The organism is Hydrogenophaga sp. 70-12 (assembly GCF_001897365.1).
Classification (GTDB): domain Bacteria; phylum Pseudomonadota; class Gammaproteobacteria; order Burkholderiales; family Burkholderiaceae_C; genus Hydrogenophaga; species Hydrogenophaga borbori.
In genome coordinates this window covers 1-15609 of the sequence record NZ_MKSS01000385.1, presented here as the reverse complement: position 1 = coordinate 15609, position 15609 = coordinate 1, and the positions used below count along the sequence as shown (strand labels likewise).

Below are 15609 nucleotides of genomic sequence, written 5' to 3'. Positions count from 1 at the left end.
GGGGCGGTGGGGCGGACGGGCGACGGGTCAAGCGGGCCTCAGGGCGCGCGTTGCCACCAGCCGTCCTGGAGCTGCGCCTGAAGCCAGGCGATGAAGGACTTGACCTTCTGCGGCACGAGCTTGGGCGAAGGAAACACGGCGTGCATCTCCTGCGACGGCAGGGCGTGGCCCTCCAGCAGCGGAACCACACGGCCCGCCGCCACCGAATCGCGCGCCACGTACCACGGCAGGACCGCGAGCCCGAAGCCCGCCTCGCACGCGGCCAGTACCGCGCTCAGGTTGTTCGAGCGCAGCGGCCCCTTGACGGGCACGGACTCGTCCTCTCCCGAGGCGCCGTGGAACAGCCAGCGCGCATCGCCCTGCACGCTGCTGTAGATGAGGCAGTCGTGCGCGGCAAGCTCGCCCGGCGAGCGCGGCCGGCCGCGCCGCGACAGGTAGGCCGGGGCGGCGCCCAGCATCCAGGGATTGGTGCCCAGGTAGCTCGCTCCGAGCGTGGAATCCGCGAGGCGGCCCATGCGGACCGCCAGGTCCACCCCCTGCTCCACGAGGTTGACGTAGCGGTCATCGAAGCTGAGGTCGATCTGCAGCATCGGCTGCTCGCGCATGTAGCGCAGCACCAGCGGCGCCATCACGCGCCGCCCGAAGGCCACCGAGGCGCTGATGCGCAGCGTGCCCGTCGCCGCCTTCTGCAGCAGCGCGGCAATGTTCTCTGCCTCTTCCACGTCGCGCGTGATCAGCTTGCAGCGCTCGTAGTAGAGGCTGCCCGCCTCGGTCGGCGTGACGCCGCGCGTGCTTCGGTGCAGCAGCCGAACACCCAGGCGCCCCTCGGCCTCGGCCACGGCCTTGGTGGCGGTGGGCTGGGTGGTGCCCAGCGCCGCCGCCGCCTTGCTGAAGCTGCCGGTCTCGACGACGCGCACGAAGATCTGCATGCCTGCAACTTTGTCCATACCGAAATGTATACACGCCAAGGGCCGCATTCCCACCCGGAATAAGACATATCCCCTGGCTGGAATTCCCAGCCGGCCCGCGCCGCACCACCATCGCGTCCGTCCCAACCAAGGAGCCGGATATGGCGAAGATGAAGGCCGCGATGGCCGCGGTGCTGGTGCTGGAGAAGGAAGGCGTGACCCAGGCCTTCGGCGTGCCGGGGGCCGCCATCAACCCGCTGTACGCGCAGCTGCACGAGCGACAGACCATCGCCCACGTGCTGGCCCGCCACGTCGAGGGCGCCTCGCACATGGCCGAGGGCTACACCCGCGCCAGGGCCGGCAACATCGGCGTGTGCATCGGCACCTCGGGGCCGGCCGGCACCGACATGCTCACCGGCCTGTACTCGGCCCAGGCCGACTCCATCCCCATCCTCTGCATCACCGGGCAGGCGCCGCGCGCCCGGCTGCACAAGGAAGACTTCCAGGCGGTGGACATCGCCGCCATCGCCAAGCCGCTCACCAAATGGGCCACCACCGTGATGGAGCCGGCCCAGGTGCCGCGCGCCTTCCAGCAGGCCTTCCACCTGATGCGCTCGGGCCGCCCCGGCCCGGTGCTGATCGACCTGCCCCTGGACGTGCAGATGGCGGAGATCGAGTTCGACATCGACACCTACGAGCCCCTGCCCGTGTACAAGCCCACCGCCACGCGCCGCCAGATCGAGAAGGCGCTCGACATGCTGGACGCTGCACAGCGGCCGCTGATCGTGGCCGGCGGCGGCGTCATCAACGCCGAAGCCTCGGACCTGCTGGTGCGCTTCGCCGAACTCTCGGGCATTCCGGTGATCCCCACGCTGATGGCCTGGGGCGCGATACCCGACGACCACCCGCTGATGGCCGGCATGTGCGGCCTGCAGACCAGCCACCGCTACGGCAACGCCAACCTGCTGGCCAGCGACTTCGTGATCGGCATCGGCAACCGCTGGGCCAACCGCCACACCGGCAGCCCCGAGGTGTATTGCAAGGGCCGCCAGTTCATCCACATCGACATCGAGCCCACGCAGATCGGGCGCGTGTTCGCGCCCGACTACGGCATCGTCTCCGACGCCCGCGCCGCGCTGGAACTGCTCATCCAGGTGGCCGAGGAGCGGCGCGCCGGCGGCCGGCTGCGCGAGCGCGGCGCCTGGGCGGCGCAATGCCACAGCCGCAAGGCCGATCCCCAGTACCTGCGCAAGACCCACTTCGACGACGTGCCCCTGAAGCCGCAACGCGTCTACCAGTGCATGAACCGGGCGTTTGGCCAGGACGTGACCTACGTCTCCACCATCGGCCTGTCGCAGATCGCCGCCGCGCAGTTCCTGCACGTCTACGGGCCGCGCCGCTGGATCAACTGCGGCCAGGCCGGACCGCTGGGCTGGACCGTGCCGGCCGCGCTCGGCGTGCGCGCGGCCGACCCCCAGCGCAAGCTCGTCGCGCTCTCGGGCGACTACGACTTCCAGTTCATGATCGAAGAGCTGGCCGTGGGCGCGCAGTTCAAGCTGCCCTACCTGCACATCGTCGTCAACAACAGCTACCTCGGCCTGATCCGCCAGGCGCAGCGCGGCTTCGGCATGGACTACTGCGTGCAGCTGGCCTTCGACAACGTCAACATGCCCGCCGGCGAAGTGGCCCGCGGCTACGGTGTCGACCACGTGAAGGTGGTGGAAGGCCTGGGCTGCAAGGCAATCCGCGTGCACCGGCCCGACGAGATCGCGCCCGCCATCGCGCAGGCCGAGGCCTGGATGGCGGAGTTCGAGGTGCCCGTCGTGGTCGAGGTGATCCTCGAGCGCGTGACCAACATCGCGATGGGCACCGAGATCGACAACGTGAGCGAGTTCGAAGCGCTCGCGCAGGACCGCGCCGACTCGCCGACGGCGATCGCCGCCACCTGGTCCGACTGAGCCGCCCTCCCCACCACCCCAAGGAAAGACCCGACATGCCCCGGTTCGCGGCCAACCTGACCATGCTCTTCGACGAGGTGCCCTTCCTCGACCGCTTCGCGCTGGCGCGCGACGCGGGCTTCGAGGCCGTGGAGTTCCTCTTTCCCTACGACCACGCGCCGCAGGAGATCCGCCGCCGCCTGGACGACAACGGGCTGCGGCTCGTGCTGCACAACCTGCCCGCCGGCGACTGGGCGGCCGGCGAACGCGGCATCGCCTGCCTGCCCGGGCGCGGCGACGAGTTCCGCGCCGGCGTGGACCTGGCGATCGACTACGCCCAGGCCCTGGGCGTGCGGCAGCTGAACTGCCTGGTGGGCCAGGTCGCGGCGGGCGCGGACCCGGCGAGGTTGCGCGGCAACCTGCTCACGAACCTGGGCTTCGCCGCCGAGCGGCTGCGCCGGGCGGGCCTCAAGCTGCTGCTCGAACCGATCAACAGCCACGACATACCGGGCTTCTACCTGAGCCGCAGCGACCAGACGCTGGACCTGCTCGACGAGCTGGGCGCCGACAACGCCTTTCTGCAGTACGACATCTACCACATGCAGCGCATGGAAGGCGAGCTCGCGGCCACGCTGGAGAAGCGGCTGCCGCGCATCGCCCACATCCAGCTCGCCGACAACCCGGGCCGCCACGAACCGGGCACCGGCGAAATCAACTACCCCTTCCTGTTCGCCCTCCTCGACCGCCTCGGCTACGCCGGATGGATCGGCTGCGAATACAAGCCCGCCGGCCGCACCGAAGCGGGCCTGGGCTGGCTCGACCGCCTGACGGCATCCGCACCCACCACCTGAAAGACCACGAATGAGCACACCCCCCTTGAAAATCGGCTTCATCGGCCTCGGCGTCATGGGCCGCCCCATGGCCGGCCACCTGCTGAGCGCCGGCCACGCCCTCTATGTGTTCGCGCGCGGCAAGGTGCCGGCCGAGATCGCGGACAGCCGGGCCACGCAATGCACCCACGCGCGCGGCGTGGCCGAGCGGGCCGACATCGTCATCACCATGCTGCCTGACACGCCGGACGTGGCCTCGGTGCTGTTCGGCCCGGACGGCCTCGCCGAAGGCCTGACGCCGGGCAAGGTGGTGGTCGACATGTCCTCCATCTCGCCCGTGGACACCCAGGCCTTCGCCCGGCGCATCGAGGCGCTGGGCTGCGACTACCTGGACGCGCCCGTGTCCGGCGGCGAGGTGGGCGCCCGCCGCGCCACCCTGTCCATCATGTGCGGCGGCAAGCCCGAGGTCTTCGAGCGCCTGAAGCCGGTGCTCCAGGCCATGGGCCAGAACATCACGCGCGTGGGCGGCAGCGGCGATGGGCAAACCTGCAAGGTGGCCAACCAGATCGTCGTGGCGCTCACCATCCAGGCCGTGGCCGAGGGCCTGCTGTTCGCGGCGCGCGCCGGCGCGGACCCGGCAAAGGTGAGGGAGGCGCTGCTGGGCGGCCTGGCCACCTCGCGCGTCCTGGAGGTCCTGGGCGATCGCATGGTCCAGCGCAACGTCGAGCCCGGTTTTCGCATCGCCCTGCACCAGAAGGACCTGAACCTGGCGCTGGGCGCCGCCCGCTCGCTCGGGCTGGCGCTGCCGGGCACGGCCACCGCCCAGCAGCTCTTCAGCGCCTGCGTGGCGCAGGGCGGCGCGGCCTGGGACCATTCCGGCCTGGTCCGCGCACTCGAACGGCTGTCGGGGGTCGAGATCGGTCGGACGGCCGGCGACCCCGTCCCATCGGCCTGACACGGGTTTATCCGAAGGTGAATGGCACACAGAACTGTATACACTTTTTGCCATTCGGTCGCCGCGGGTTCCCTTGACGGGGATCGCGACCCTTGCTCCTCACAGAGCCCGCTGTGGTGGGGGGAAGAACCGGTCAGCCCTGGCCGCCTTCCCCCTTGGATCCGTTCCGCCAGGACGCTCGCCACCGCTGAGGCTTGAGGAGACGACCCCATGTCCACCCCCGCTGTCCACCCCGTGGACGAAAAACTCCCCGTCGGCCAGACGGCCGCGCTCGGCCTGCAGCACGTGCTGGTGATGTACGCCGGCGCGGTGGCGGTCCCGCTGATCGTGGGCCGGGCGCTCAAGCTCTCGCCCGAGCAGGTCGCCATGCTGATTTCCGCCGACCTCTTCGTCTGCGGCCTGGTCACGCTGATCCAGAGCCTGGGCGTGACGCGCTGGTTCGGCATCAAGCTGCCCGTGATGATGGGCGTGACCTTCGCCGCGGTCGGGCCCATGGTGGCCTTCGCCAACGCCATGCCGGGCGTGGACGGCGCCCGCGCGATCTTCGGCGCCATCATCGGCGCCGGTGTCATCTCGATGCTCATCGCGCCGATGGTGAGCAAGCTGCTGCGCTTCTTCCCGCCCGTCGTGACCGGCACCATCATCGCCATCATCGGCATCAGCCTGATGCGCGTGGGCGTGGGCTGGGCCATGGGCGGCCCGGCGCCCCTGGCGCAAAGCGTGGACGTGCCCAAGCTCGTGGCCATGGTCGACGGCGCCAAGGCGGTCCAGGCCGCGGCGGTGGCCAGCGGCGCGAGCGCGCCCGCCCTCGTTCTGCCGGGGCCGATCCCGATGGTGAACAACCCGAACTATGGCTCGCTGAGCCACATGGCCGTCGCCGCGGCCGTGCTGCTGGTGATCCTCCTGCTGGTGAAGTACACCCGGGGATTCATCGCCAACATCTCGGTGCTGCTGGGCATCGTCGCGGGCTGCGCGATCGCGGCGTCCATGGGCGCGATGAACTTCGACAAGGTGGCCAAGGCCGACTGGTTCGCGGTGGTCACGCCCCTCGCCTTCGGCATGCCGACCTTCGACGCCGTGATGATCCTGACCATGGCCCTGGTCATGATCGTCGTGATGATCGAATCGACGGGCATGTTCCTGGCCCTGTCGGACATGACGGGCAAGAAGATCGACCAGAAGGACCTGGCGGCCGGCCTGCGCACCGACGGCCTGGGCACACTGATCGGCGGCCTCTTCAACACCTTCCCCTACACCAGCTTCAGCCAGAACGTCGGCCTGGTGGGCGTGACCGGCATCCGCAGCCGCTGGGTCTGCGTGGCGGGTGGCGCCATCATGGTGGTGCTGGGCCTGCTGCCCAAGATGGCGGCCTTCGTCGAGTCCATCCCGACCTTCGTGCTGGGCGGCGCGGGCCTGGTGATGTTCGGCATGGTGGCGGCCTCGGGCATCCGCATCCTGTCGACGGTGGACTACCAGGGCAACCGCAACAACCTCTACATCGTCGCGCTGTCCATCGGCTTCGGCCTGATCCCCCTGGTGGCGCCGCGCTGGTCGCAGCAGATGGCCCATGGCCTGCACCCCCTGCTCGAGTCGGGCATCCTGCTGACGGCGGTGGCCGCGGTGGTGCTCAACCTGTTCTTCAACGGCACGAACGGCGACGTCCGCGCCGCCATCAACGCCGCGAAAACGGCGGAAGCGCACTGAGCCCGATTCACCAGCGCGCCCGCGCCAGGTGCGCGGCGCGCGCGCCGAATTCGTAGAAGGCCTCGCGCGCGGCGCGCAGCGGCGCGGCGCGTGGCGGCGTCACGGGCAGGGCCATGTCGGCCTCGCCCAGCTGCCCCAGCACCAGGCGCGCGAATTCGCGGCCGAACACCGTGCCCGGCGCGATGCCCCGGCCGTTGTAGCCGCTGAAGGACCAGGTGTCGCGCGCGAGGCGGTGCAGACGCGGCAGCGCGTCGCCCGTCATGCCGATCTGGCCGTACCACTCGTGCTCCACCTCGGCACCGCGCAAGGCCGGGAAGAGGCGCGCGAGCGCGCGCCGGCCCCAGCCGGTGTGGATGGCGCGGCCCGCGCCGCGCAGGGCGCCCACGCTGCCGAAGACCAGCCGCCCCGCGGCGTCCAGCCGGAACGAGGAGAGCACCATGGCCGTGTCCCAGGCGCCCTGGCGCTGCGGCAGGATGGCGGCGCGTTCGCGCTCGCCCAGCGGACGCGTCGCTAGGTTGAAGTACGGGAAGCGCACCAGCTCGCCGTCGAGCGCGGGCCAGGGACCATCGGGTGCGCTGTAGGCGTTGCTGGCCACCAGCACCCAGCGCGCGTGCACCGTGGCGCCCTGCGCGGTGCTCAAGCACCAGCGCGCGCCCTCGTCCCGCAGCGAGGCCAGCGGCGAGCGCGTGTGCAGCGAGGCGCCGGCCGCGAGCGCGGCGCGCGCCAGGCCGCGCGCGTAGGCCAGGGGCTGCAGGGTGCCGGCGCGCCGGTCGAGCAAGGCGCCGCGGTAGGCGTGGGTGCCGGTGAGCCGCGCGGCGGCGGGTGCGTCCAGCAGCTCCACCGGTGCCCCGAGCGCCCCCCACTGGCGCGCGCGTTCGCCCAGTTCGCGCCAGCCCGAAGCCCCCACCGCGCAGTGCAGCGTGCCCTGGCGCAACGCCTCGCAGGCGATGCCGTGGCGCGCGATCAGATCGAACACCACCGAAGGCCCTTCGCCCAGGCGCTGCAGCAGGCGCGGGCCGTACACGGGGCCCAGGCGCTCGGGCAGCGCCTTGGGCATGACCCACAGGCCCGCATTCACCAGGCCCACGTTGCGGCCCGATCCGCCGTGGCCGATGTCCATGGCCTCCAGCACCAGCGCCGAAGCCCCGCCCTCGGCCAGGTGCAGCGCGGCCGACAAACCGGTGTAGCCGGCGCCGACGATGGCCACGTCCACCGAGCGGTGCCCCAGCAGGGGCGGTGCCTCGGGCGCGGGCGGTGCCGAGGCCGCCCACAGGCCATGCGCGCGCGGGTCGCGCTCAGCCACAGGAGCCCACGTAGCCGCAGGCCGTGCAGTGGTCGCAGCCGTCCTTGCGGATCATGGCGTGGGCGCCGCACTCGGGGCACTTGCGGCCGGCCATCTGGCCCGGCACCGACAGCGCCACCGCCGAGGGCGCGGCGGCGGGCGTGGCGACGGACGCCGCGCCCACGACGCCCCGGCGGCGCTCCAGGATGTTCTGCACCGCGAAGGCCAGCGCCGCCACCTCGGAGTCGTGCCACATGGGGATCACCGCGCCGTCCTCGCGTGTGCGCGTGCCCAGGCGCACGGGGCCGCGGTCCCAGGCCACCTTGCGCATGTCGCGCAGCGCGCGCTCCAGGAAGCCGCCGCGCGCGGCCAGCGACAGCAGCCGCATGCTGGCGGTGATCCACTGCTGCGACTCGGCGCGCTGGCCCACCGGCATGAAAAACTCGATGGCGCGCGACTGCGTGCCCGGCCCCTCGGCCGCCGGCACGGGCAGGAAGGACACCACGATGTAGGTGGTGTGGTGGCCCTCCTGCGTCCAGTACTCGATCTTCTCGGCCACGGCGTCGAGCGCGCCCAGCGGGCGCTGCTCGATCACGCTGCGCATGGGGTCGCCGGGCGACGGCGCCACGGACGCCTCGGCCTCGACCGCGCCCGGCACGGACAGCACGGCGCCCAGGATGTCGTTGGGCCGGTAGGTGGCCAGGCCCTTCAAGCCGCCGCTCCAGGCCTTGAGGTACAGGTCCTTGAAGTCATCGAAGGGGTAGTCCGCGGGGACGTTGACGGTCTTCGAGATCGAGGTGTCGATGAAGGGCTGGACCGCGGCCATCATGCCCAGGTGACCATCCACGCCCATCTCCAGCGCCGACACGAAGTACGGCGGCAAGGCCTGCGTCTCGCCCCCGAGCGCGCGCCACAGGCGCCAGGCGTGGTCGCTGACCTCGTGCTCGCGCGTGCCGCCGTCGGCCTCGCGCTTCTTGCGCGTGTAGGTCCAGGAGAAGGCGGGCTCGATGCCGTTGGAGGCGTTGTCGGCAAAGGCCAGGCTCACCGTGCCGGTGGGTGCAATGGACAGCAGGTGGCTGTTGCGGATGCCGTGCGCGCGGATGCCCTGCTGGATATCGGCCGGCAGGCGGCTGGCGAAGGTGCCGCTGGCCAGGTAGCTGTTCACGTCCAGCTTGGGAAAGGCTCCCTTCTCCTTGGCCAGCTCCACCGAGGCGCGGTAGGCCGCGTCGCGCATGCGCTCGGCGATGCGCGCGGCCATGGCCACGCCGGGCTCGCTGTCGTAGCGCAGCTTGAGCAGGATGAGCGCGTCGCCCAGGCCGGTGAAGCCCACGCCGATGCGCCGCTTGGCCTGCGCCTCGGCGCGTTGCTCAGGCAGTGGCCAATAGGTGAGGTCGAGCACGTTGTCCAGCGCGCGCACCTGCAGGGCCACGGTGCGCTCGAAGGCATCGAAGTCGAAGACCGGGTCGCCACCCACGCCGAAGGGGTGGCGCACGAAGCCCGTGAGGATGACGGGGCCAAGGTCGCAGCAGCCGTAGGGCGGCAGGGGCTGCTCACCGCAGTTGTGCACCACCAGCCCGTTGGCGTCGAAGGCGTGCACGTCGTCCACCGTCGCGTCGTATACCACCTCCTCGCCATCCGCCTGGAGCGATTCGACCGTGGCCACGAAGCGTTCGCGGTTGGGCGTGCGCCGATAGGCGCCCAGCGCCTGCTCCAGACGGGCCGCCTTGTCGGTGTCCCGAAAGCCGATGCGCTCGGCAAACACCAGCAGGTTGTCGCCGCTGATCACCAGCTCATGTTGTGCCGCCGTGGCGTACTCGGCCGCGCCGCCGCGGCCGTCCGGCAGGCGGCGCAGGCCGGCAGGCCGCCGCTCGCGGTACACCGTGGAGGCCATGCCCAGGCGCAGCAGCATGCGCTGAACCGCCTGCAGCAGCGTCTCGCTGCTTTGTGACAGGCGCACGCTCACCCCCTTGTCCTGTGAGCCGAGCACGCTGCCGTCCGCGTCGAACAGGCCGCCGAGCAGACCTTCGCTGAAATCGGAGGAGCGCCGCTCCATGGCCGCCGTGATGGATTTCTGGCCCGGGGCCATGCCCAGCGAAAAGGCCAGGTCGCGCAGGGGAACGCTGGACAGGCGCGCTTCGCCCCGGCCAGCGATGGGCCGCTGGAATCCGCCGAAATCGGCCCGGTGGGCGAGCGTGGCCGCGGCGGCCTCGGCCGCCTGAACGATGCCAGCGGCACCTGTGGCCGCGAAGGACAGGGTGTCCTGCCCGACGACGCGCAGCTCGGGCGCCCAGACCGACAGGGTGGCCTTGTCGGCCTTGAGCGTGCCGTCGCCGATCAACAGGCCCAGCAGGTAGCCTTCTTCGCGCGTGCCGGCACCGGCCCAACCCCGCCAGGCGCGGTGGTTGTGGAGCACGATCTCGTCGCCGGTCTGGAGCTGGGCCGCCTCGGTCCAGTCCAGCGCCATGCCGTAGCGCGTGCGGCGCGCCACACGGCGCACGCGGTGGTCAGCGGTCAGGCGCAGCGCATGGCCCTCGCGCGTGCGCAGGCGCCACACGGGCTTGCGCCCGGTGGCGAAGAAACCCGCACCGCTCACCGCGTAGCTGCGGCCATCGACCAGGGCATGAAAGTCCCTGCCCACGAGCTCGCCCACGGTGCGCGGCCCGTCTTCGGTCATGACCCAGGTATCGGCCGTCACGCACGGGTTGGTCGCCTCGATGTTCTCGATCGCGCGCAGGTTGTTGTCGCGCCCGATGGCATCGATGAACAGGATGCCGGGCTCGGCGAAGTCGTAGGCGGAGCGCATGATCACGTCCCACAGCTCGCGGGCGCGCACGGTCTCATAGACCCACAGGCCGTCGTCGCGCTGGCGTGCGCCGCGGGCGAGCTGGTCGGGGCCGGGCTGCGCGCGGTGCACCAGGTCCCAGGGCGCGTCGGCCAGCACCGCGTCCATGAAGGCGTCGGGCACGGCCACCGAGACGTTGAAGTTGTTCCAGCGCCCGGGCGTGCGCTTGGCGGTGATGAATTCGCGCACGTCGGGGTGGTCGATGCGCAGCACCCCCATCTGCGCGCCGCGCCGCGCGCCCGCGCTTTCCACCGTGGCGCAGGACTGGTCGAAGACGTTGATGTAGCTGCACGGCCCGGAGGCGACCGAGGCCGTGACCTTCACGCGCGCGCCGCGCGGGCGGATGCGCGAGAAGTCGTAGCCCACGCCGCCACCGCGGCGCATGGTCTCGGCGGATTCGCGCAGCGCCTCGTAGATGCCCGGGTAGCCGGCCTCGTCGCGGCCCTGGATGGAGTCGCCCACCGGCTGCACGAAGCAGTTGATGAGCGTGGCCTGCAGCTCGGTGCCGGCCGCGCTCATGATGCGCCCGGCGCCGATGCCGCCTTGGCGCAGGTGCGCCAGGAAGCGCGCCTCGAACCCGGCGCGCAGCTCGGGCGCTTCCACGCTGGCCAGGGCGCGCGCCACGCGGGCGAACAGCTGCTCGCGCGTGCTTTCGCCATCCTTGAGGTATTTTTCGCGCAGCACCTCTTCGCTGATGGGCTGGGGGTCCAGCTGGGGCAACAGCTCGCGCGCGGCGGGTTCTCTGTTCATGGTGTGGGTGTCCTCGGGCGTGGGCACACGCCCCATGGCTGCGTGAAGCCGCAGGGTACCCGCTTCCACGGCGCGGCGCACGTCGGCCCGATCGGCAGCCACCCGGGCCCCGCCGCCGCGCCGGCCCGGGCGCTCATTGCACCAGCGGCGAGCCCGCGCCGTCGAGCGCGATGCCACGCAGCGTCGCCTCGCCCACCAGGATCTGCATGTACTGGCGCCAGGCCACGGCGCGCGCCTGCAGCGCCAACTCGTCGGCGATGCGATCGGCGATGGCCTCGAAGGGCGGCAGCGTGCCATTGCGCCGACCCAGCACCTCGACGATGTGCAGGCCATGGCGCGAGTGCACCAGGCGCGGGTGCACGCCCATGCCCCAGGCGCTGTCGCGCAGGTGAAAGAGCTCGTTGGCCAGCTCGGGCGCGCAATCCTCGGGGGCGATCCAGCCCAGGTCGCCACCCTGGGCACCGCTCGGGCAGTTGGACAGCTCGCGCGCGAGGGCCTCGAACCGGCCGGGCTCGGCGTCCTTGCGCGTGAGTTCCAGCAGCGCGGCCTCGGCGCGCTGGGCCAGGCGGTGCACGTCCACCCCCGGCGTGACGGCGAACAGGATGTGGCGCACGTGGCGGGCCTGGCCCACCAGGTAGCGTTGGCGGTGCGCCTCGTAGTGGCGCCGGCAGGACTCGGCGTCGGGCACAGGGACCGTCACCTCATCGTCGAGCATGGCTTCGATGGCGGCGCGCTGGTCCGCGTTGAGTGGCGGCGCAGTGTGCACATCCTGCGCGGGCAGACGGCCCCGCCGCACCGCGGCCTGGCGCAGCAGCTCGGTGTGGGCGCGCTCGCGCAACTCGTCGGGCGCCAGGCGTTCGCCCGGGCCGACCAGCCGGACGCCGTTGACGCTGGGGGTTTCGGTGCTGGCCGCCGCCGGGGCGCCGGCGTTCGCGGCGCAGCCGCAGTGTCCGCTGCCGCAGCCGCTGGGTTCGTGTCCGGTCATGGCTCAGCGCTCCTGTCGGGTAGGCAATCCGAGGCGCCGGCTGCGCACCACCTGGTAGGGACGCAGCAGGTAGGCCACGGTGGCGAAGCCGCTCCACACGTGCACCAGGCGCGAGAACGGGAACAGCAGGAAGATGGTCATGCCGAGCACCAGGTGCACCTTGTAGGGCCAGGCCAGGTTCAGCAGGCCGCTCGCGTCGGGGCGCAAGGTGACGATGCGCTGCGCCCAGTCGGACAGCACCAGCATCACGCTGCCGTCGCTGTGGCCGAGGGAGAACGGCAGCGTGATCAAGCCCAGCACCAGCTGAACCCACAGGATGACCAGGATGAACAGGTCGGTGCGGTGGCTGGTGAGGCGGATGCGCGGATCGAAGATGCGCCGGTGCAGCAGCAGCGTGAGTCCCACGAAGCAGACCGCGCCAGCCACGCCGCCGGCCACCACCGCCAGCATCTGCTTGTGCGCCGGCGAGATGAAGGGTTCGTAGACCCAGTGCGGCGTGAGCAGGCCCACGGCGTGGCCAAAGAACAGGAACAGGATGCCGGCGTGGAAGAGGTTGCTGCCCCAGCGCAGCTGCCCGGCGCGCAGCAGTTGCGAGGAATCGCTCTTCCACGTGTACTGGTCGCGGTCGAAGCGCGCCAGGCTGCCCATGAGAAAAACCGACAGGCAGATGTAGGGATAGACGCTGAACAGGATGTTGTGCAAGGTGTTCACGGCTGCACTCCTTGGGTGGCGGACCGCACGAAACGAACGGCTTGCGCCGCGCCGGGGCGGGCCTGGCCGGCGGTGGAGCAGCCGTCGAAGACCGGCGGCTCTTCCCAGGTCTGGTCGAGCGGCTCGTCCTCGGGCACGGCCACCGGCTCGGCGCGCTCGCCCGCGAGCTCGAGCACGGCGGCCAGCACGCTGGCGTAGGGGCTGCCTTTCTTGAGCAAGGCGCTGAAGAGGGCGCGCAGGATATGGGCCGTCTCGGCCAGCAGCTCGCGCGCCTGCGCCGGCGGCTGGGTGGACGCGTACTCGAGCAATACGCTCAGGTGGTCGGGCAGCTCGTCCTCGCGCAGCAGCAGGCCGGCCTGCTCGTAGGTGCGGATCAGATCGATCATGGCCGGTCCGCGGTCGCGCGAATCGCCGTGCACGTGTTCGAACAGGTGCAGCGAGGTGCTGCGGCCACGGTCGAACAGCTCCACGAATTCGGCCTCCACCGCCAGCGCGGGGCGGCGCGCCAGGCGCGCCAGCAGCAGCTCAAGCTCGCCGCGGCGCGCCACGGCGAGCGCGCCCTCGCCGGCCAGCGCCTGGGCCATGTCGGCGGCGTGGGCGCGCAAGGCCTCGTCGGGGTAACTCAGCAAGCGGGCCAGAACGCGCAAGGTGCGCGGGGCCGCGGGTGCGGGCGCGAAAGGGTTCTTCATGTCAGATCTCCGCCTGGATGGGAATCGTGCGGCGCTTCTCGCTGCCGAACAGGCTGGTCTCGGTCACGCCCTCGCTGCAGCCGTTGCCGAAGCTGAAGCCGCAGCCGCCCTTGACGTTGAAGGCGTTCTCCGCGTACTCGCGGTGCGTGCTGGGGATGACGAAACGGTCCTCGTAGTTGGCGATGGCCATCACGCGGTACATGGCCTCCACCTGCGCCACTGTGAGACTCACCTGGTCGAGCACGCTCTGGTTGAGCACCCCCTCCACGTGCTTGCTGCGCTGGTAGGCGCGCAGGGCCAGCAGCCGCTCGAGCGCGCGCGCCACGGGTTGCGTGTCGCCGGCCGTGAGCAGGTTGGCCAGGTACTTGAGGGGAATGCGCAGCTGCGAGACGTCGGGGATCTCCCCGTTGATGCCCAGCTGGCCCGCGTTGGCGGCGGCCGTGATGGGCGACAGCGGCGGCACGTACCAGACCATGGGCAGGGTGCGGTACTCGGGGTGCAGCGGCAGGGCCACCTGCCAGCGCACGGCCATCTGGTACACCGGGCTGTGGCGCGCCGCCTCCAGCCAGGCCTCGGGAATGCCGTCGGCGCGCGCCTGCTCGATCACGGCCGGGTCGTTCGGGTCGAGAAAGATGTCGAGCTGCGAGCGGTAGAGATCGATCTCCTGCTCGGCGCTGGCCGCTTCGGCGATGCGGTCGGCGTCGTAAAGCAGAACGCCGAGGTAGCGGATGCGGCCCACGCAGGTCTCGCTGCACACCGTGGGCTGGCCGGCCTCGATGCGCGGATAGCAGAAGGTGCACTTCTCGGCCTTGCCGCTCTTCCAGTTGTAGTAAATCTTCTTGTACGGGCAGCCGCTCACGCACATGCGCCAGCCGCGGCACTTGTCCTGGTCGATCAGCACGATGCCGTCTTCCTCGCGCTTGTAGATCGAGCCCGAGGGGCAAGAGGCGACACAGGCGGGATTCAGGCAGTGCTCGCACAGGCGCGGCAGGTACATCATGAAGGTGTTCTCGAACTCGCCCACCATGGCCTTCTGCGCGTCGAGGAAGCCGTCGAAGTTGGGGTCCTTGCTGCGCTTGGCGAACTCGCCGCCGAGGATCTCTTCCCAGTTGGGGCCCCACTCGATCTTCTCCATGCGCTGGCCGGTGATGAGCGAGCGCGGCCGCGCCGTCGGCGCGTGCCGCATCTCGGGCGCGGACTGCAGGTGGTCGTAGTCGAAGGTGTAGGGCTCGTAGTAGTCGTCGATCTGCGGCAGGTTCGGGTTGGCGAAGATCTTCATCAGCAGCGACCACCGGCCGCCCTGGCGCGGCTCGAGGCCGCCGTCGGCGCGGCGCACCCAGCCGCCCTTCCAGCGGTCCTGGTTCTCCCATTCCTTGGGGTAGCCGATGCCGGGCTTGGTCTCCACGTTGTTGAACCAGGCGTACTCGACGCCGGGCCGCGTGGTCCAGACGTTCTTGCAAGTGACGGAGCAGGTGTGGCAGCCGATGCACTTGTCCAGGTTCAGCACCATGCCGATCTGTGCGCGCACTTTCATGCTTGTTCTCCTGGGGCGGGGGATTCGTGGGTGTCGACGCCGAACAGCGTCACCAGGGCCGAGCAGGCCTCGATGGCGCGCACGGCGTGCTCTTCGTCGGGAGGTATGTGGCACAGGTCGCCCGCGCCCAGCACGAGCCGGCGACCCATGGCATCGAACTCGAGGCGGCCTTCCAGGCACTGGATGACCATGCGGTCGCGCACGCGATGCGGCGCGAGCACCTGGCCGGCCGTGAGCACCAGCCGGAAGATCTGCAGGCCACGGTCGCGCACCAGGGTGCGCGACGAGGACGCGGCGAGCGCCGGGCCCAGAGGGCCGGCGGCGATCACCTCGGCGGCGGCGGCGTGGGGCAAAGCCATGTGGTGCTCCCGCCGCGTTCAGGGGTTCTCGCCCTGGGCCTGATAGGCGCGGGCCAGGTGATCGTCGCGCGGCGTGTCGAGCCAGTCCACCCGGCGCATCTTGCGCACCACCACGAACTCGTC

The 15609-nt window shown here is 71.0% G+C and carries 12 protein-coding genes; 4 read left to right on the top strand and 8 right to left on the bottom strand.

The genetic code is table 11. From position 1 onward, the window contains the following. Window positions 1–38 precede the first annotated feature (38 nt). Window positions 39–947, bottom strand: a complete 909-nt coding sequence (locus BGO22_RS19750; protein WP_070398832.1) for a LysR family transcriptional regulator — start codon at window positions 945–947, stop codon at window positions 39–41. 122 nt (window positions 948–1069) lie between these two features. Between BGO22_RS19750 and gcl the strand changes: the two genes are divergently transcribed. The 4 genes from gcl (at window position 1070) to BGO22_RS19730 (ending at window position 6334) form a co-directional block, all read left to right on the top strand. Next, window positions 1070–2866: a glyoxylate carboligase gene (gene gcl, locus BGO22_RS19745; protein ID WP_070398833.1), complete on the top strand. Its 1797-nt coding sequence runs from the start codon at window positions 1070–1072 to the stop codon at window positions 2864–2866. 35 nt (window positions 2867–2901) lie between these two features. After that, the gene (gene hyi, locus BGO22_RS19740) at window positions 2902–3696 is read left to right on the top strand and encodes a hydroxypyruvate isomerase (RefSeq protein WP_070398834.1); all 795 of its coding nucleotides are present in this window, start codon (window positions 2902–2904) and stop codon (window positions 3694–3696) included. A gap of 10 nt (window positions 3697–3706) precedes the next feature. Beyond that, on the top strand, window positions 3707–4630 hold the full coding sequence (locus BGO22_RS19735; protein ID WP_070398835.1) for a 2-hydroxy-3-oxopropionate reductase: 924 nt from the start codon (window positions 3707–3709) through the stop codon (window positions 4628–4630). A gap of 210 nt (window positions 4631–4840) precedes the next feature. Next, window positions 4841–6334: a nucleobase:cation symporter-2 family protein gene (locus BGO22_RS19730; protein WP_070398836.1), complete on the top strand. Its 1494-nt coding sequence runs from the start codon at window positions 4841–4843 to the stop codon at window positions 6332–6334. A gap of 7 nt (window positions 6335–6341) precedes the next feature. On the opposite strand, the gene BGO22_RS19725 is transcribed toward BGO22_RS19730, so the two are convergent. The 7 genes from BGO22_RS19725 to BGO22_RS19695 all read right to left on the bottom strand — a co-directional run bounded on the left by BGO22_RS19725 (window position 6342) and on the right by BGO22_RS19695 (window position 15486). After that, window positions 6342–7637, bottom strand: a complete 1296-nt coding sequence (locus BGO22_RS19725; protein ID WP_070398837.1) for an NAD(P)/FAD-dependent oxidoreductase — start codon at window positions 7635–7637, stop codon at window positions 6342–6344. Next, complete coding sequence (locus BGO22_RS19720; protein ID WP_070399204.1) at window positions 7630–11208, bottom strand: ribonucleotide reductase barrel domain-containing protein; 3579 nt, start codon at window positions 11206–11208, stop codon at window positions 7630–7632. Before BGO22_RS19720 ends, BGO22_RS19725 begins: the two co-directional genes overlap by 8 nt. 133 nt (window positions 11209–11341) lie before the next feature. Then, window positions 11342–12193, bottom strand: coding sequence for a peptidylprolyl isomerase (locus tag BGO22_RS19715; RefSeq protein ID WP_083293132.1), 852 nt, complete (start codon window positions 12191–12193; stop codon window positions 11342–11344). Between the two features lie 3 nt (window positions 12194–12196). Beyond that, window positions 12197–12904, bottom strand: coding sequence for a respiratory nitrate reductase subunit gamma (narI, locus tag BGO22_RS19710; protein ID WP_070398838.1), 708 nt, complete (start codon window positions 12902–12904; stop codon window positions 12197–12199). Then, on the bottom strand, window positions 12901–13593 hold the full coding sequence (gene narJ, locus BGO22_RS19705; protein WP_070398839.1) for a nitrate reductase molybdenum cofactor assembly chaperone: 693 nt from the start codon (window positions 13591–13593) through the stop codon (window positions 12901–12903). The genes narI and narJ overlap by 4 nt, the downstream gene beginning before the upstream one ends. A gap of 1 nt (window position 13594) precedes the next feature. Then, window positions 13595–15127 carry a nitrate reductase subunit beta gene (gene narH, locus BGO22_RS19700; protein ID WP_070398840.1) on the bottom strand — a complete coding sequence of 511 codons (1533 nt, stop codon included), beginning with the start codon at window positions 15125–15127 and terminating at the stop codon, window positions 13595–13597. Continuing rightward, window positions 15124–15486, bottom strand: coding sequence for a cupin domain-containing protein (locus BGO22_RS19695; protein ID WP_070398841.1), 363 nt, complete (start codon window positions 15484–15486; stop codon window positions 15124–15126). Before BGO22_RS19695 ends, narH begins: the two co-directional genes overlap by 4 nt. Window positions 15487–15609: the final 123 nt, after the last annotated feature.